The organism is Sulfuricella sp. T08, assembly GCF_000971475.1.
Taxonomy (GTDB): Bacteria; Pseudomonadota; Gammaproteobacteria; order Burkholderiales; family Sulfuricellaceae; genus Sulfuricella.
Window position 1 is genome coordinate 53690 of record NZ_DF967520.1, and the last position, 17558, is coordinate 71247.

The window sequence follows — 17558 nt, forward strand, 5'->3', positions numbered from 1 at the left end:
AATATCATGAATATGAACTCCAATTCACCTATTTTTTTGGTTGGTTCCGAGCGATCAGGGACAACACTGTTGCGCTTGATGCTAGATCATCACCCTGATATCGCTTTTAATCTTGAATCTGAATTTTTGGTAAGCCAGATTTCAGATGATGGGAATTACCCTGATATCGAGGATTATTGCGATTTTTTGAGAAACGATCGTGTTTTCCAGCATAGCCACTTTGAAATTAAAGGTCATTTTGATTTTGTGTCCATGGCGAACGACTTTCTCGAACAAAAGCGAACCCGCGATGGGAAAGCGATTGTTGGTGCGACCATTCATTATCAGTTCAGCAAAATTGGCAGAATCTGGCCAAAGGCGAAATACATCTATTTGCTTCGGGACGGTCGTGATGTCGCTAATTCGGTCGTGGGGATGGGTTGGGCTGGAAATGCTTATGTTGCAGCAGACTGGTGGCTGCGAGCGGAAACTGAATGGGAGCGTTGCTGCGGAACCCTTCCAGAGGAGGCATGGATCGAGGTGCGTTACAACGATATCTTAATTCATCCTAAGGAACAATTAACCCGGATTTGTCATTTTCTTGGCGTTGAATACAGTGATCGCATGTTCGACTATGTTAAAAACAGCACTTATGAGCCGCTTAATCCTAACTTGGTTGGTCATTGGAAATTAAAGACGAGCAAGGAAGTCATTCAGAAAATTGAAGAGAAAATAGGTGATAGATTGCTGTTAAGGGGTTACGAATTGAGTGGCTATCCGAGAGTTACACTATCAAAAATCGAAAAACGATACCTTTACGGGCATTCAAGACTTGGTTCATTAATTTACCGGATTCGGAAATATGGCGCAGTGCTGCTGTTCCTGGAAGTCATAACAAGGCGGCTTGGGCTTAAAGAAGCATACCTACGTATAAGATGTATGGTTAATAAAATAGATGATGCAAATCTGAAATAACTAATAAATTTGGGTGGATGCAACTGAAAATGGGCAGTGTCTGGATCATTATCGTAAATTACCGTACGTCAGAGTTGACTATCGACTGTCTGCGCGCTCTGTCCACGCAAGCGGCCGATCTGGCGGGCAACCGCCTCGTTGTGGTTGACAATGCCTCGGGGGACGATTCTGTTGAGAAACTGACTGCCGCCATAGAGCGCGAGGGTTGGTCGTCATGGGTTGACGTTATGCCGCTGGATAGAAATGGCGGTTTTGCTTTTGGCAACAACGCAAGCATACGGATGGCGCTGGCCTCGACCGAGTTGCTTGATTATGTGATGCTGCTCAACCCAGACACCGTGACTCGACCAGGAGCGGTGAAGACCTTGGTGGATTTCATGGATGCCCACCCCCGCGTCGGCATTGCGGGCAGTCAACTGGAAAATGCTGATGGGGACGTGGAATGCTCTGCACATACGTTCCCCTCTCCATTGAGTGAACTGGATGCAGGGGCTCGTTTGGGTGTGCTCAGCCGTTTGCTGCGTCGTTATGTTGTCAGCTCTCCGCCGCAGTCCGTGGCCCATTCCTGTGACTGGGTGTCCGGGGCGAGCATGATTATTCGCCGCCAGGTTATCGAGGATATCGGTCTGATGGACGAAAATTATTTTCTGTATTTCGAGGAGGTGGATTTTTGCCACCGTACCCAGCAGGCTGGGTGGGGATGCTGGTATGTGCCCGATTCGCTGGTGATGCATCTGGAGGGTGCGTCTACCGGCATACGTGCCGCAGCGAAGAGAAGGGCCAAGTATTGGTACGATTCGCGACGACGTTTTTTTGTCAAGCATTACGGCATTACCGGGCTTGTTGCAGCGGATGTACTCTGGGCTATTGGACGATTCTCGTTCCTGCTGCGCAGAGGCTTGCACATCGGCGCCCGCAGTAATAAAAACAATGACCCCCGATGGTTCATGTTTGATCTGCTGTGGGGTGATCTGTGGGCGATCATGACGGGCCGGGCATTTATCCCCCGTGTCGGGAAGCAATCATGAGTATCGGGGTTGTCGTTATCGGGCGCAATGAGGGAGAGCGTCTGCGAAAGTGTCTGGAATCTGTTAAGGAAATCGCGGATCGGGTGGTTTATGTCGATTCCGGTTCGACTGACGGATCCGTTGCTATGGCGCTTGGCATGGGTTTGGGGGTTGTTGAGTTGGATTTGAACACGTCTTTTACAGCGGCTCGAGCACGAAATGAAGGGTTCAACAAACTGCTTGAACTGGTACCTGGTTTAACCTACGTCCAGTTTGTGGATGGGGACTGTGAGGTTGTGCCAGGCTGGCTGGAAAAGGCAGCACGGTTTCTTGATGGACACACCGATGTGGCCGTAGTTTGCGGTCGGCGTCGTGAACGTTTTCCGGACCGCTCCGTGTACAACATGTTGTGCGACATCGAATGGGACACTCCAGTGGGTGAGGCAAAAGCCTGCGGTGGCGACGCCTTGATGCGCACCGACGCCCTTGAATGCGTGGGGACATATCGTGAAGGACTGATTGCCGGAGAGGAGCCGGAGCTCTGCGTGCGGTTTAGGGCGGCAGGCTGGAAGATATGGAGAATCGGCGAGGAAATGACGTTGCATGATGCGGCAATGACACGTTTTGGACAGTGGCGTAAACGGTCTCTGCGTGGTGGCTATGCTTTTGCCGAGGGGGCGCATTTGCACGGCGCGCCGCCGGAGAGGCATCAGGTGAAGGAGTCACGGCGCATCTGGATATGGGGTTTGGGGATTCCTGTGGTTACAGTCAGCTTGGCGATCTGGTTGGGGACGTGGGGTCTGGCGATACTACTGATTTATCCTGCTCAGGTTGTACGCCTTGCTTTGTGCGGTACTCGATCCGTGAGGGAAAACTGGTGGCGCGCCTTATTTCTGGTGCTGGGCAAGTTTCCAGAGGCGATGGGGCAGTTGAGCTTTCTTTATAACAGGCTGGCAGGGAAGACGGCACACCTGATCGAGTACAAGTGATAGAGAATATGCCTAACATTAGTCCTCTTGTTACTTTTGCAGTGATTAGCTATAACCACGAACGATTTATTGCAGAAGCACTTGAGAGCGCGCTGGCTCAGACATACAGTCCGTTGGAAGTGGTTGTTTCCGACGATTTCTCAACTGATGCTACTTTTTCCGTGATAGCAAATATCGCTTCTAACTATACTGGGCCGCATAAAATTATTATCCACAGAAATGCATACAATCTTGGGCTCGCTGAAAATGTGAATAAAGTGTGGGAGCTGTCTTCAGGTGAGTTGGTGATTTTTCAGGGGGGCGATGACATCTCTTTGCCGCATCGTACGTCGAAGTTGGTAGAAGCATGGATGTCACGCGAGCCGCGCCCCGATCTTGTGTATTCCGGCGTTGTACGTATTGATGAAGATGGGAATGTAATTTCTAAGGATACAATAGTTGTTGAAAAGACTCCATCCATCGACGATACGATCACAGGTCGTAAAGTTTTTATTGCGGGGGGGTGTGTAGCTGCTTATTCGAGATCGCTACATTTCTTTGTGGGGCCATTAAGCGGTGGGGTTATAGCTGAAGATTTTGTTTATTCCTTTCGTGCTTTGCTTGGCAATGGTGTTGCCGGCATATCGGAGCCACTTGTCTTATACCGTCAGCACTCTGAAAGCATCATTGGGCAACTAAAATCCACTCTGAAAGTTAGTGGCAGGGTGGATGACAAGTATCTCAAAGCGCATGTCGTTAAGTTGGTTGAATATAAAAGAGCGATGGATGCTTATAAGGTTAAGAGACCATATTTACGTTGGATGCTCGATCGCCAGGTCAAATCATTCGAGATGGAGTTGTGTTTTGGCAGCTCAAAGTTTGTTAAAAAATGGTTGTTTATATTTTGGGCCTTAAGTTCGTTACGAATCAGGCTCCTTCGAAAGATGCTAAGTATTCTAACTGAGTCATCAACTGTAAATTAACACAAACGCATAACTTGTTTTGGACAAGAGTAATCTTTATTGGGGTGTCAACAATGGAAGTCTCCGCCGAAGTGCCGGATTGGTCACGAGAAAAAAAGCGTATTTTCTCGTGGCATCCGTCCAGAGCTTTGTTGGCCAGCATCCGGTCTTACCAGCGTCATGTAGAGTCGCGCAATCCTTTGCGTATTCTTGCGAAGAAATGGGCTATTTTGCGCCATCGATTCTGGAGTGTGGTGACTGGTGCGGATATCCCACTCAACTGCCAGATTGGGGGGGGCTTGTTGCTACCGCATCCGAATGGCATTGTTATCCACCCCGGTGCGCGGATCGGGCCGAACTGTTTGATCTTGCAGCAGGTGACTATTGGCACCCGCACAGGGGAAATGTTGCCCGTGATTGGCGGACATGTCGATGTTGGCGCGGGTGCAAAGATTCTGGGTGACGTGCGCATTGGCGATCATGCTTGTATTGGAGCAAACGCCGTGGTGCTTAAAGATGTGCCGGCAGGGAAGATAGCGATTGGTGTTCCGGCTGTGATCGCAAGTAGCTAATCATGGCGGCTTTATTAAACGCTAAGTGTAAAACAATCAAAATGAACGCATTTGATGAGGCAAGACCCAAATGGGTGCAGACTTTCTGTATCTTCCGGCTCACAGGGATGAAACTGGGCTTGATCGAGTACAAGTAGATTCAGGGGCATGGAAAAACCCTGTCACTTCAAGATGCGCATAGGCGCAAAGATGAACCGGACGAGTTTTAATGCTGTTTTGATATTCCAAGAGGAAGAGCAATGACTGCGGAGATGGGCCTCGGCACGCTGATTTGGCTGGTGGCTGTGCTCACGTCGGTGCCAATGCTGGTGGTGGTTGTGGAAGCTATCGCTGCCTTGGGCTTCCGCAAGCGGGAAGCGACTGCCACTGCCACGCCGGAAAAGGAATTTCCGCGCACAGTTGTACTTATCCCCGCGCATAACGAGGAGGGGGTGATCAGCCGTAGCCTCGCTTCCATGTTCGCTGATCTGCCGCCGAATTGCCGTTTGCTTTGTGTCGCTCACAACTGCACGGATGCTACTGCGGAGACCGCCCGGAACTTGGGGGCGGAGGTGATTGAGGTGCAGGACGAGGGTCGAGGAGGCAAGCCCGACGCGCTGAGGGCGGGTCTCCAATGGCTTGATGCGAGTCCGCCTGATGTCGTGGTAGTGGTGGACGCAGACTGCGTTGTGAGTGAGGGGGCCGTGCGGATGCTCGCCACGCAGGCGTGGGAGCTGAATCGACCGGTCATGGGGGCTTACTTCTTTGCGCCCTCTGACGTGGACAAAGGCTTGTGCAATCTATCGAGCCTCGCCGTTCTGCTCAAGAACTATGTCCGCCCCCTGGGCCTCCACGCCCTTGGCCTGCCCTGCCTGCTCAATGGCAGCGGTTCCGCCTATCCGTTTCAAGTCATCAGGAATGCGCCGCAGGGAGAAGGGTCGATCGCAGAGGACTACCAGCTGGCCATCGATTTGCTGCAGCGGGGGTATCCGACGGCCTTCGTCCCAGAGGCAAGGGTAGATGGGCAGTTGCCGAAACGTGAAGAAACGGCCCTGAGTCAGCGGCGAAGGTGGGAGCATGGTCATATGTTTCTGGTCTTTCGTACCGGACCGAGGCTCCTGCTCGAAGGTCTGAAGCAGTTGGACAAGAACCGCGTCGCGCTGGCGCTGGAGGTGGCCGTTCCGCCGCTGGCGTTCCTCGGACTGATGTGGGTGGTTGCCGCAAGCCTGTCGCTCGGTTTGTATGTGTTCTATGGGTATGGTGGCCCACTTGGATTTTTAGCGGGTATGGCGGCGGTGTTCGTTGCGGCCGTGTTGATGTCCTGGATGCGGTTCGCCGGAGTCAAGTCGACGCTGGCGGCACTCGCCGCGGTGCCGGGCTACCTCATGTGGAAGCTGCCGCTGTACCGCGATTTTTTTACCCGCCGCGAGACGCGGTGGAAGAAGACAGAACGCGACTGACAGTATGGTTACCCCAAAATTGTCCACGCGTACTCGAAATTGTCATCTGGATGATATAAGGTGCTCGCGTGCGGCCAACATCGTATCGTACGGTCAGGCCAGCAGTGAAGAAAACAACTAGCGAGGAGTCAGAGGAAATGTCGCAGCATATTACCATCACCGGAGGGGCGGGGTTTCTTGGCTCGCATCTGTGTGACCATCTAGTTGCACAGGGGCACGATGTCCTTTGCGTCGACAACTATTTCACCGGCCAGCGCGCGAATATCCGGCAGCTGCTGGGCAATTCCCATTTCGAGGTGCTCCGTCACGACGTGACTTTCCCGCTCTATGTCGAGACGGATCAGATATACAATTTGGCCTGTCCAGCGTCCCCGATACACTACCAGTTCGACCCCGTGCAGACCACAAAGACCAGCGTGCACGGGGCCATTAACATGCTTGGCCTGGCCAAACGGGTCAAGGCGCGCATCCTGCAGGCCTCGACTTCCGAGGTGTACGGCGACCCCGAGGTGCATCCCCAGGTAGAGGAGTATTGGGGGCGGGTTAATCCGATCGGTCCGCGCAGTTGCTACGACGAGGGAAAGCGCTGCGCCGAGACGCTTTTCTTCGACTATCAGCGGCAGCATGACCTCGACATCAAAGTTGTGCGGATTTTCAACACTTACGGGCCACGGATGGCGGAAAACGACGGACGGGTGGTTAGCAATTTCATCGTTCAGGCCCTGAAGGGGGAGGACATAACGGTCTACGGCGACGGTACCCAGACGCGCTCGTTTTGCTATGTGGACGACATGATTGAGGGGTTCGTCGCCATGATGGCGACGGAAAAAGGCTTCACTGGCCCGCTGAACCTGGGTAATCCCGGTGAGTACACTATCGGTGAACTAGCCGAGACTATCGTGTCCATGTGTGGGACTCGCTCGCGCGTCGTCTATCATCCACTGCCGCAGGATGACCCGCGCCAGCGCTGCCCGGACATTACGCTAGCGCGGGAGAAGCTGGGGTGGGAACCAAAAGTCCAGCTGCATGATGGTCTCAAGGAGACAATCGAGTATTTTCGTCGTCTCGCCGACTGATGGGACAGGTCGAATGGTACTTAACTTAAGCCGAAAGGTAGTAGTCAGTCACGTTAAACCAGCGGGATACCCCCCTTTGAAAAGGGGGGGCTAGGGGGATTTAACGGTGGCGGCAAGCCCCGGCTCTGCCAAATCCCCCTCAATCCCCCTTTACAAAGGGGGAGGCGGCTTGTCTGTGTTGCATCCATGCGATTTAGCTTGACTGAATAGTGCGACACGAAAGATTCTGAGACATGAAAAGTATTGCGTAATTATTTTAAAAAGCTTCTAAGAAAACAGTCATGATTTTACGCATCGCCTATTTTGTCAATCAATACCCGAAGGTAAGCCACAGCTTTATTCGGCGGGAAATCCTTGCGCTGGAACGGCAGGGCATTGAGGTGCAGCGCATCGCCCTGCGCGGTTGGGATGCCGATTTGGTGGATGGGGAGGACCAGGCAGAGCAGACGCGGACGCGGTATGTCCTGCAGCAGGGGCCACTGACTTTGATGATGGCCATGCTGCGTGCCTGCGTGGCCTCGCCTGGGCGATTCTTCTCGGCTCTCAGGCTGGCATTGAAGATGGGGTGGCGCGCCGACCGGCCGATGGTGATTTACCTGATCTATTTGGCTGAGGCCTGCCACGTGCTCCCTTGGCTTCGGGAGCAAGGCGCTTGTCATCTGCATGCCCATTTCGGCACCAATCCGGCAACGGTTGCGATGTTGGTACATAGTCTGGGCGGGCCATCTTTCAGCTTCACGGTGCATGGGCCGGAAGAGTTCGACAAGCCTCAATTTATCGGCCTGGGCGAAAAGATTCGCCGGTCAGCCTTCGTGGCCGCGGTCAGTTCGTTCGGGCGTAGCCAGCTCTACCGCTGGGTGGAACATGACCAGTGGCACAAGGTGAAGGAAGTGCATTGCGGTCTGGAGCCGAAATTTCACGCAGTCGCTCCAGTGCCCGTCCCCGATGCCCCGAGACTGGTCTGCGTCGGTCGCCTATGCGAGCAGAAAGGACAGTTGCTACTGATGGAGGCAGCGCATCGCTTGGCGCAGAAAGGGATAGACTTTGAGTTAGTGCTCGCCGGCGATGGAGAAATGCGGGCCGATGTGGAAAGGCTGATCCGGCAGTACGCTCTGGAGGATCGGGTGCGAATCACGGGCTGGATCAGTAGCGATCAGGTGCGAGAGGAAATTCTCGTGGCGAGGGGGCTGGTGCTGCCCAGTTTCGCCGAGGGGTTGCCAGTGGTGATCATGGAAGCCATGGCCCTACGCCGGCCAGTACTGACCACGTATGTGGCCGGCATTCCGGAGCTGGTGCGCCCAGGAGAGACGGGATGGCTTTTTCCTGCAGGTTCGGTAGATGAACTGGCAGCGGCGATGGAAACATTCCTGGCTGCGCCTAGCGACGCTCTGGAGCGCATGGCAGAAGCAGGCTACCAGCTCGTGCTGGAGCGGCATTCCATTGATACCGAAGCGGCGAAGCTTGCGGTACTCTTCCGAGAAGCATGTATCGATGGAGCGTCGCCTGCATGACTGTGCTGTCGGCCATCCTGGGAACGCTTTCGGTATTGATATTGGTGCCGGTAACGGTGCTGCTGGTGCAAGTGCTTATGGCTCTGCCCGCCTACCGACACAGCCCTTTGCCGCAGGGAAGACGTTCCCCAGTAGGCATCCTGATTCCCGCCCACGACGAGGCGGATGTGATTGCCGCAACCCTGGGTTCCATTTTACCTCAGCTTACCGAGGGAGACCGGTTGCTGGTGGTGGCCGATAACTGCTCCGACGAGACTGCGGCGATCGTTCGCGGGCTTGGCGCGGAGGTGGTTGAGCGCACCGATCTTGAACGTCGCGGCAAGGGCTATGCTCTGGATTTCGGTGTGGGCAGGATGCGGGATGATCCTCCCGAGGTGGTCATCATTATCGACGCCGATTGTCAGGTGTTTCCCGGGACGATTGACCGGCTGGCGCGTACTTGTGTCGCAGCATCATGCCCAGTGCAGTCTCTGGATCTGATGCTCTCTCCCGAAGGTGCCTGCCTGAAAACGCGCATCGCGGAGTTCGCCTGGTTGGTGAAGAACCAGGTGCGCCCTCTGGGGTTCTATCGCCTGGGATTGTCCTGCCAACTGATGGGTACGGGCATGGCTTTTCCATGGTCTTTGATCAGTAATGCTGCACTGGCGAGCGGGCATATCGTTGAGGACATGAAGTTCGGTATTGATCTGGCGCTGGCAGGATACCCCGCCCTTTTTTGCCCCGATGCCACAGTCACCAGCTATTTCCCCAGCGACAAGACTGCCGAGGGCACGCAACGAACGCGTTGGGAACACGGGCACTTGAGCATGATCCTGCATGAATTTCCCCGTGTGCTTGCCTGCGCGATTCGGGAACGCAATGTCAGGCTTCTTGGTCTTGCCATAGATTTGGTGGTGCCACCACTTGCCTTGCTGGCGCTGATTGTTACTGCCATTTTCTCGCTGAACCTGATGCTTTTCTTGTTCGAGGGCATCACTTGGCCGCTTAATCTGTCCTTGATCACGCTTGGCCTCTTTGCTATCGCGATCACCATTGCATGGTACGGATGGGGGCGGAAAGTTATTTCATTCTTGGCCATGCTGACCATCCCGTTTTACATATTGTCCAAGACAACTCTTTATCTTCGGTTCCTGACTAAGCGGCAAAAGAGTTGGGTCAAGACCGAGCGGGATTGATCTGGCGTGGTCGATTTCAACAGAGACATCCACTGTCTGCTTGGTCTGCCTTTCGATGCCGTGACCATGGCCGAGGCGGTGGGTCGTGTTCATCGCGCTGTGTCCGACGGGCAGCGATGCTTCCTGTCGACACCTAATCTCAGCTTTCTCATCGGTTGTCTGGCCGACCGCGGATTTCGTGATTCCGTCATCAACAGCGATCTGAGCATTGCCGACGGCATGCCGCTGGTATGGATGGCGCGCATGCTCGGCATACCGATACGTGAGCGGGTGGCCGGTTCGGGGGTGTTCGAGGCGCTGCGCTGCGATTCTGCACAGGGCATGTCGGTTTATTTTTTTGGCGGTCCGGAGGGAGTGGCCGAGAGGGCTTGTCAAAAGCTCACTACGGATTCAGCGGGAATGACCTGCGTGGGCCATGAATGTCCCGGCTTCGGTTCCATCGATGACATGAGTAGCGAATCCGTCATCGCCAGGATTAATGCCAGTGGTGCGGACTTTCTGGTGGTCGCGCTGGGGGCGAAGAAAGGCCAGGCGTGGATAGTGCGCAATCGTGCTCGCATCACTGTGCCGATTATCAGCCATCTGGGTGCGGTGGTGAATTTCGTCGCCGGAACTGTCCGCCGCGCCCCGGTCTGGATGCAGCGTAGTGGCTTGGAGTGGCTGTGGCGGATCAAGGAAGAACCGGGCCTTTGGCGACGCTATTTCGAGGATGGCATGGCCCTGCTTACCCTATTGGTGACGCGCGTAGTTCCTTATGTCTGGTATCTGCAACACCACAAGGCAGATGCTGATCAACTGGCGATGGCTAGTGTGGAAACGAGAGAAGAGGGACAAAGCTACATTGTCCGACTACAGGGTGCGTGGACGCAGCGGAATATTGCCCCCTTGCGAGATTGTTTTTCCAATGCGGTACTTGCCGGAAAGGACGTGAGGCTGGAAATGGGCGGAGTCACGTATGTGGATAGTGCTTTTGTTGGGCTAGTCATATTATTGCAAGGCTATCAAACGCAGCATTGCCGACAGTTACTGCTTGCCTCCCTCCAACAGCCGGTGCACCGAATCATCAAATATTGTTGCGCCGAATACTTGTTGAAGCGCTGACTAAATGAGTGAGTTAACGCTGGACACCCAACCTATCCTTTCCCCAAGGATGAGGCTATTCTTTTGGCTTTTCGCAAGAGCGCCTTAGGCGTTTTTGCATTAATCGCTGATGTAGTTTGTGGGATGGATTGTTGGATTTTTTCGTGACGCGGGGTCGGGGGGAATATTCGGTATGAAGGCGCTCATGTTATCCTGAGGGGGTGTTTTGCGTTGGATGTGGTGAATGCTTGTCTGAAGTTAAAGAGCCTGAGCATGAGGTTAATTACATTGCGCATGATGTATAGGTTGTTAATGGGGTGAATTCATAAAAGTATAATAAGCTGCCCTTAGTATATTGGGTGGCAATATTGGTGGCAGGGAGGGACCCTTGAATTTTCTTTTTGTATTGCTGACAGCCTTGCTTGTCAGCATGGCGATCATTCCGATCATGATTCGCCTTGCGCCGGTGCTGGGGATGGTTGATCAACCTGATCCGCGCAAGGTTCATGCGGTACCGATTCCGCGTGTGGGTGGGATTGGCATCGTGCTTGGATCTTTGATTGCCATTCTGCTGTGGGTTCAAATCAGTTCCGCCATTGCTTTCTTTCTCTTTGGCTCGGTCGTGCTGCTGATTTTCGGTACATGGGATGACTGCCGGGAACTGGGCCATTACGTCAAGTTCATCGGGCAATTTATTGCGGTAATCGGACTGGTGTATTTTGGGGATGTCTGGGTCTCCCTGGTGCCGTTTATGGACGATCCGTTGCCAGCATATATCGGCAAGCCATTCACGGTAGTTGCTATTATTGGCATGATCAACGCAATTAATCACTCCGATGGCCTGGATGGGTTGGCGGCCGGCGAGTCAATGTTGAGTCTGGCATGTATCGCCTATCTGGCGTATGTTGCTGATGGCTTCGCGGTGACGTTGATCGCCCTTGCGGTGATGGGGGGTGTGTTTGGTTTTCTGCGCTTCAACACTCACCCCGCACGCGTGTTTATGGGGGATTCGGGTAGCCAGTTTCTTGGCTTTTCTCTGGGCACGCTTGCGGTGATCCTGACCCAGCAGACCCACACGGGTTTGAGCATGGCGTTGCCGGCGCTGATTCTAGGGCTGCCGATTGTGGATATTCTCGCGGTGTTCGCCCAGCGTGCCTACCAGGGTTTGAACTGGTTCAAGGCAACAAGGAACCACATTCACCACCGCCTTCTTGATCTGGGTTTCGACCATTACCAGTCGGTAGTTGTTATTTACGCTATTCAGACGTTTTTCGTACTTAGCGCTCTGGCGTTAAAGTACGAGGCTGATGCTATCTTGTTGTCTCTCTATCTGGGTGTATGCACCCTGGTTTTTGTCCTGCTTGTTCTGGGCGAACACACAGGCTGGCGGGTTAATCGACAGGGCTCAGAATCACGTCTGAGCCGGTTTATTCTGTCGCTCAAGAGACATCCATTATTTAGCACTGTGCCGACCCTGTTTATTAGGATAACGGTCCCAGCTTATTTTATAATTGGTAGCTTATGGGTTAGTAATGTGCCGCGCGATTTTGGGCTGACTGGGGTTGCCATTGCAGTTGTCTTGCTGGTGGCGATGCTTTTCGATCGCATACAGAGCAACGCCTATCTGGTGCGGATTGCCATTTATGCTACTGCTGCCTTTCTCGTTTATCTGACTCATCAGTACTCATTGCAGCTGTCGGAATATTTTCCTGAACTACGCTGGGCGTATTTTGCTGCGCTGGCCTTGGCTATCATCATAGTGGTGCGTTATGTGCACGACGTCGAGTTCCGTTCGACGCCGATGGATTATCTGGTGGTGTTTCTGGTCATCGCCAGTGGCCTGTTCATGGATGGGGCTTCTGAGGATTCTGCCTTTGGTGAGATGGTGATAAAGGGGGTGATTTTGTTCTACGGCTGTGAAATCATTATCAACCGTGGCAACAGGTTCTGGGGTAGGGTGCTGAATATTTCAGTGATGGTGGCTTCTGGTATTCTTGGTGCCAAGGGATTGCTTCTGCATCTTTGATGGATTGGGGATTATTTAACATATGAAATGCAATATGCAAAAAGTAGCGCTTATTACAGGTATAACAGGGCAGGACGGTGCTTATCTGGCAGAGTTTCTGCTTAAAAAAGGTTACATCGTACATGGCATTAAACGCCGTGCGTCATTGTTCAATACCGATCGCATCGACCATCTTTACCAGGACCCGCATGTTTCGAACCGGAATTTCATTCTGCATTATGGTGACATGACCGATTCCAGCAGCCTGATCCGGATTATTCAGCAGGTGCAGCCGGATGAAATTTACAACCTGGCCGCACAGAGCCATGTGGCGGTTTCGTTCGAGGAGCCGGAATATACAGCCAACTCTGATGCGCTTGGGGCGCTACGGGTGTTGGAGGCAATTCGGATATTGGGGCTGGAAAAGAAGAGCCGTTTTTACCAGGCATCCACTTCAGAACTTTACGGGCTGGTGCAGGAAACCCCGCAAAAGGAAACTACCCCGTTTTACCCCCGTTCGCCTTATGCGGTGGCGAAGCTTTATGCTTACTGGATTACCGTTAACTATCGTGAAGCGTATGGCATGTATGCTTGTAACGGTATTCTGTTCAACCACGAATCACCTGTTCGTGGCGAGACTTTCGTTACGCGTAAAATTACCCGGGCGCTGGCGCGTATCAAGCTGGGTTTGCAGGATTGCCTGTTCCTGGGGAATATGGATGCAAAGCGCGATTGGGGCCACGCCAAGGATTACGTGGAAATGCAATGGCTGATGCTGCAACAGGATCACGCTGAAGATTTCGTGATTGCAACCGGTGTGCAGTACAGCGTGCGTGATTTTGTCGATGCGGCTGCCGAAGAGTTGGGGATTAAAATCCGCTGGGAAGGCTCGGGCGTGGATGAGAAGGGCTATGACGCTGCCGGTAAGTGCATCGTTTCGGTCGATCCCCGCTATTTCCGTCCTACCGAGGTGGAGACGCTGCTGGGTGACCCGACCAAGGCGAAAACCAAGCTGGGGTGGACGCCTAAAGTGACTTTCAAGGAACTGGTTGCTGAAATGGTACGCGAAGATTTGAAGACTTCTGAGCGGGACGATTTATGCCGGCGCGAGGGCTACAAAACGTTTGATCATCATGAGTAAGGCCATGCAGTCCGGTGACAAGATTTATGTGGCCGGCCACCGCGGGTTGGTGGGTTCGGCGCTGATGCGCCGCCTTGAAAAGGGCGGCTATTCGAATATCGTGACGCGCACACATGCCGAACTGGATTTGAAGGACCAGCGGGCAGTGGCAGAGTTTTTTGTGCAGGAAAAGCCTAGCCACGTGTTCCTGGCCGCCGCGAAGGTGGGGGGGATTGTTGCCAACAATACTTATCCTGCGGATTTTATCTACCAGAACCTGATGATTCAGAGCAACGTGATACACGCGGCCTATTCCAATGGTGCGAAGAAGCTGCTGTTTCTGGGTTCAAGCTGTATCTACCCGAAGTTCGCCCCTCAACCGATGAAGGAAGAGCATCTGCTGACCGGAGTGCTGGAACCGACTAACGAGCCCTATGCGGTTGCCAAGATTGCCGGCATCAAGATGTGCGGCGCTTATAATCGCCAGTACGGAACCAATTTCATGAGCGTGATGCCGACCAATCTGTATGGGTTGGGAGATAATTACGACCTGCAGAATTCGCATGTTATGCCGGCGCTGATCCGCAAGATGCACGAAGCCAAAACACGTGGAGATGCGCAGGTTAGTGTGTGGGGCAGCGGTACGCCGCGACGTGAGTTTTTGTACGGCGATGATATGGCTGACGCCGGTGTGTTTCTGATGGAAAATCGGGATGCGAAAGATATCGGGGAATTCGTTAATATTGGTGTAGGAGAAGACATTACCATTCGTGAGTTGGCGGAAAAAGTGGCCAAGGTAGTGGGTTTTCAGGGCGAACTGGTATTTGATTCCAGCAAGCCGGATGGGACGCCACAGAAACTGCTGGACGTAACGCATCTGAATAAACTGGGATGGCGCGCGAAAACCGCGATGGACGAGGGCATTGGGAAGGCTTATCAGGATTTTATTCGGCGGTACAGCGCGTAATCTGGTAAACATGTATTGAGAAAAAGGGTTGTTTCATAATTTAAGGATGCTCTTGGAGGAGTGATATGAAGTTCAACAATAAACCATCCTATTTGCTTGCGATGTTGCTGGCTATTTCCATTTCCATGTCGGGTTGCGGTGGCAAGGCGGAGCGTCAGGCCAAACACATGGAAAAGGGTAAGGCGTATCTGGAGCAGTTGGATTACGACAAGGCTCGTGTCGAATTCAAGAATGTGTTGCAGATCGATCCCAAGAATGCCGATGCTTATTACATGTACGGTACGCTGGAAGAAAAGCAAAATAACTGGCCAAAGGCTTATGGTAACTATTCCAAGGCCTTGGAATTGAACCCCGAGCATCTTGAAGCCAAAGCCAAGTTGGGAAAAATTTATTTGTTGTCAAATGATACCGCCAAGGCGGAAAAGATGGTTAGCGAGATTCTCGCCAAGAAACCGGCGGATCCTGCGGCGCATACTCTGAAGGCGGCTCTGATGTCTCGTAAGGGCGATGAAGCAGGCGCTATTCAGGAGGCCAGCCAGGTTATTGCGGCGGACCCCACGCAGTTCGAAGCGGTGAGTTTGCTGGCGGCGCTTTACACCAAGAAGGGCGATGAGGCGAAGGCGCAGGAAGTGCTGGAAAAAGGGGTGCAAGCCAATCCCAAGAATGTTTCTCTACGCATGAGTCTGGTGGCCATTGCGATGAAACATAATGACATGGCAAGTACAGAAAAGCAGTTGCTTGAGATTATCGCAATCGATCCGAAAAAGCTGGAATACCGGGTCGGCCTGGCGACTTTCTATGCGCGGACGAATCAGGTGGACAAGGCTGAAAAATCGTTGCGTGACACCATCCAGGTCGATCCGGAAGACGAGACGCGCTATCTGTTGTTGGCGGAATTTTTGGCAACCCGCAAGGGCCCTGAGGCGGCTGAAAAGGAATTATTGTCTGTCATTCAGAACAAACCCAAGGCATACAAGTTGCGCTTTGGTCTGGCCAAACTTTACCAGGCAATGAACAAGCCTGAGAAATTGCGTCAACTCTATCTGGATATCATCGATCTCGACAAGACCGGACCGGAAGGCTTGAAGGCAAGAAATCAGCTTGCTGAACTGGAAATGCAGGCGGGCAAGAAGGAAGCCGCAGAGAAACTGGTTGCCGAGGTGCTGAAGGAGAGTCCGAAAGATAACCAGGCGCTGCTGCTCAGAGGGAAGATGTCGTTAGTAAAAGGCGATGCGAAGAGCGCCATTGCCGATTTCCGCAGCTTGCTCAAGGATCAGCCTGACTCGGTTGAGTTGCTCGGGTTACTGGCCAAGGCACATTTGACGAATAAGGAACCGGAGTTGGCCAAGGATACATTTAGCAATGCGGTTTCCAAATTCCCCAATAACCCGAATATTCGGATGGCCACAGCGGATTTTCTTGCGGCTACCCAGGATTATGATGGGGCGCTGAAGGAGGTCGATGCTGTCGTTACGGCGGATCCGAAAAATTTGCGTGCTCTTCAGGCAAAAGCTGAACTGGAGGCGGCCAAGAAGGACTGGAGCGCTGCCGAAAGCACCATGTCCAAGCTTAAGGCCGCATCACCTGATCAGCCGGTTGGCTATTACCGGCTGGGCCTGATTTATCAGGCGCAGAAGAAATTCGACCAGGCCCTGGCGGAATTTGAACTGGCGCTGAGCAAATCGCCCAAGTCCATCGAACCTCTGACTGCGATGGTCAACGTGCTGGCGGTTCAAGGCAAAGCAGACAAGGCGGTTGCCCGCATTAATCAGGCTATTCAGGCAGCGCCCGATAACTTCATGGCGCATCTGCTGCTGGGCGAGGTCTACGTCAACCAGAAGAAATACGCCGAGGCCGATGGGGCATTCCGCAAGGCTATCCAGCTTAATCCGAAGGCATCTGCTTCCTATCTTGATTTGGCCAACCTCAACCTGGCACGTGGCGATACGAAAGCTGCGATACTATCCTTGCAGCAAGGTCTGGTTGCTATTCCTGGGGATGCAAGGATGTCCATGTCGTTGGCGGAGCTCTATCAGCGGGCTGGTGATAATGATAAGGCGATTGCTGAATATGAAGCCGTACTGAAGAAAACACCAGGGATTGATGCTGCGGCGAATAACCTGGCATCCCTGCTCACCGAGAAAGGCGATAAAGCGAGCCTGGATAAGGCATTGGGACTGGCCAAGTCCTTCGAGAGCTCGGCTAACCCGGCTTTCGTGGATACGCTGGGCTGGATTTACTTCAAGTCGGGACAGAATGATCTGGCTTTGCCGTTACTGCAAAAAGCTGTGGACAAGGCGCCTCAAGCCGCGATTTTCCAGTACCACCTGGGAATGGCCTTGTACAAGAAGGGCGACATGAAGGCAGCGAAGACAACTCTGCAGAAAGCGGTTGATTCAAAATCCAGCTTCCCGGGCATAGAGGAGGCTAAGGGAGTTCTGGCCAAGATTTGATAATTTAGTTTATCCCCCCTTTGTAAAAGGGGGGCAGGGGGGATTTAACGGTGGCGGCAAGCCCAGGCTCTGCCAAATCCCCCTCAATCCCCCTTTTACAAAGGGGGAGGCGGCCTGTTTGTGTTGCATCCAGGCGATTAAATTTGACTGCCACTAAATGATTTGAAGGTAAATATGAGCTTGGTCGTGTTTTCCGGCCCCCAACGTAGCGCTCATGCCGCCCGATTTTCCTTCAAGAGCCAGTTGGCGTAGTGCTGTGCCGGGCTCTG

General features: G+C 53.1%; 14 protein-coding genes. All 14 read left to right on the plus strand.

The annotated features are described in order from the left end of the window. Positions 1-6 precede the first annotated feature (6 nt). The gene (locus SCT_RS00285) at positions 7-954 is read left to right on the plus strand and encodes a sulfotransferase (RefSeq protein ID WP_082098105.1); all 948 of its coding nucleotides are present in this window, start codon (positions 7-9) and stop codon (positions 952-954) included. 29 nt (positions 955-983) lie between these two features. Next, the gene (locus SCT_RS00290) at positions 984-1982 is read left to right on the plus strand and encodes a glycosyltransferase family 2 protein (RefSeq protein WP_159107861.1); all 999 of its coding nucleotides are present in this window, start codon (positions 984-986) and stop codon (positions 1980-1982) included. Further along, on the plus strand, positions 1979-2950 hold the full coding sequence (locus SCT_RS00295) for a glycosyltransferase family 2 protein (protein WP_059417617.1): 972 nt from the start codon (positions 1979-1981) through the stop codon (positions 2948-2950). The genes SCT_RS00290 and SCT_RS00295 overlap by 4 nt, the downstream gene beginning before the upstream one ends. Continuing rightward, a complete protein-coding gene (locus SCT_RS00300) occupies positions 2947-3912 on the plus strand; it encodes a glycosyltransferase (protein ID WP_144408185.1) in 966 nt (321 codons plus the stop codon). Before SCT_RS00295 ends, SCT_RS00300 begins: the two co-directional genes overlap by 4 nt. Positions 3913-3965: 53 nt before the next feature. Beyond that, positions 3966-4463 (plus strand): serine acetyltransferase, encoded by a 498-nt coding sequence (locus tag SCT_RS00305; RefSeq protein WP_059417621.1) that lies wholly within the window; start codon positions 3966-3968, stop codon positions 4461-4463. A gap of 278 nt (positions 4464-4741) precedes the next feature. Continuing rightward, on the plus strand, positions 4742-5902 hold the full coding sequence (locus SCT_RS00310) for a glycosyltransferase family 2 protein (protein WP_159107862.1): 1161 nt from the start codon (positions 4742-4744) through the stop codon (positions 5900-5902). A 137-nt stretch (positions 5903-6039) separates the two neighbouring features. After that, positions 6040-6978, plus strand: a complete 939-nt coding sequence (locus tag SCT_RS00315) for a UDP-glucuronic acid decarboxylase family protein (protein WP_059417626.1) — start codon at positions 6040-6042, stop codon at positions 6976-6978. A 281-nt stretch (positions 6979-7259) separates the two neighbouring features. Further along, a complete protein-coding gene (locus tag SCT_RS00320; RefSeq protein WP_059417629.1) occupies positions 7260-8489 on the plus strand; it encodes a glycosyltransferase in 1230 nt (409 codons plus the stop codon). Next, complete coding sequence (locus SCT_RS00325; protein ID WP_059417632.1) at positions 8486-9664, plus strand: glycosyltransferase family 2 protein; 1179 nt, start codon at positions 8486-8488, stop codon at positions 9662-9664. Before SCT_RS00320 ends, SCT_RS00325 begins: the two co-directional genes overlap by 4 nt. A 6-nt stretch (positions 9665-9670) precedes the next feature. Continuing rightward, on the plus strand, positions 9671-10765 hold the full coding sequence (locus tag SCT_RS00330; RefSeq protein ID WP_059417634.1) for a WecB/TagA/CpsF family glycosyltransferase: 1095 nt from the start codon (positions 9671-9673) through the stop codon (positions 10763-10765). A gap of 367 nt (positions 10766-11132) precedes the next feature. Then, on the plus strand, positions 11133-12770 hold the full coding sequence (locus SCT_RS00335) for a glycosyltransferase family 4 protein (RefSeq protein ID WP_059417635.1): 1638 nt from the start codon (positions 11133-11135) through the stop codon (positions 12768-12770). Positions 12771-12804: 34 nt separating this feature from the next. Continuing rightward, positions 12805-13890: a GDP-mannose 4,6-dehydratase gene (gene gmd / locus SCT_RS00340; protein WP_059417658.1), complete on the plus strand. Its 1086-nt coding sequence runs from the start codon at positions 12805-12807 to the stop codon at positions 13888-13890. A 4-nt stretch (positions 13891-13894) separates the two neighbouring features. Then, on the plus strand, positions 13895-14836 hold the full coding sequence (locus tag SCT_RS00345) for a GDP-L-fucose synthase (protein WP_059417637.1): 942 nt from the start codon (positions 13895-13897) through the stop codon (positions 14834-14836). A gap of 65 nt (positions 14837-14901) precedes the next feature. Continuing rightward, positions 14902-17289, plus strand: coding sequence for a tetratricopeptide repeat protein (locus SCT_RS00350; protein WP_059417639.1), 2388 nt, complete (start codon positions 14902-14904; stop codon positions 17287-17289). The last annotated feature ends 269 nt before the right edge of the window (positions 17290-17558 follow it).

Coding starts and splice junctions, on each gene's coding strand:
- gmd (WP_059417658.1), top strand. CDS start 12,805: ATGCAAAAAGTAGCGCTTATTACAGGTATAACAGGGCAGGACGGTGCT.
- SCT_RS00345 (WP_059417637.1), top strand. CDS start 13,895: ATGCAGTCCGGTGACAAGATTTATGTGGCCGGCCACCGCGGGTTGGTG.
- SCT_RS00315 (WP_059417626.1), top strand. CDS start 6,040: ATGTCGCAGCATATTACCATCACCGGAGGGGCGGGGTTTCTTGGCTCG.
- SCT_RS00290 (WP_159107861.1), top strand. CDS start 984: ATGGGCAGTGTCTGGATCATTATCGTAAATTACCGTACGTCAGAGTTG.
- SCT_RS00285 (WP_082098105.1), top strand. CDS start 7: ATGAATATGAACTCCAATTCACCTATTTTTTTGGTTGGTTCCGAGCGA.
- SCT_RS00295 (WP_059417617.1), top strand. CDS start 1,979: ATGAGTATCGGGGTTGTCGTTATCGGGCGCAATGAGGGAGAGCGTCTG.
- SCT_RS00305 (WP_059417621.1), top strand. CDS start 3,966: ATGGAAGTCTCCGCCGAAGTGCCGGATTGGTCACGAGAAAAAAAGCGT.
- SCT_RS00320 (WP_059417629.1), top strand. CDS start 7,260: ATGATTTTACGCATCGCCTATTTTGTCAATCAATACCCGAAGGTAAGC.
- SCT_RS00350 (WP_059417639.1), top strand. CDS start 14,902: ATGAAGTTCAACAATAAACCATCCTATTTGCTTGCGATGTTGCTGGCT.
- SCT_RS00325 (WP_059417632.1), top strand. CDS start 8,486: ATGACTGTGCTGTCGGCCATCCTGGGAACGCTTTCGGTATTGATATTG.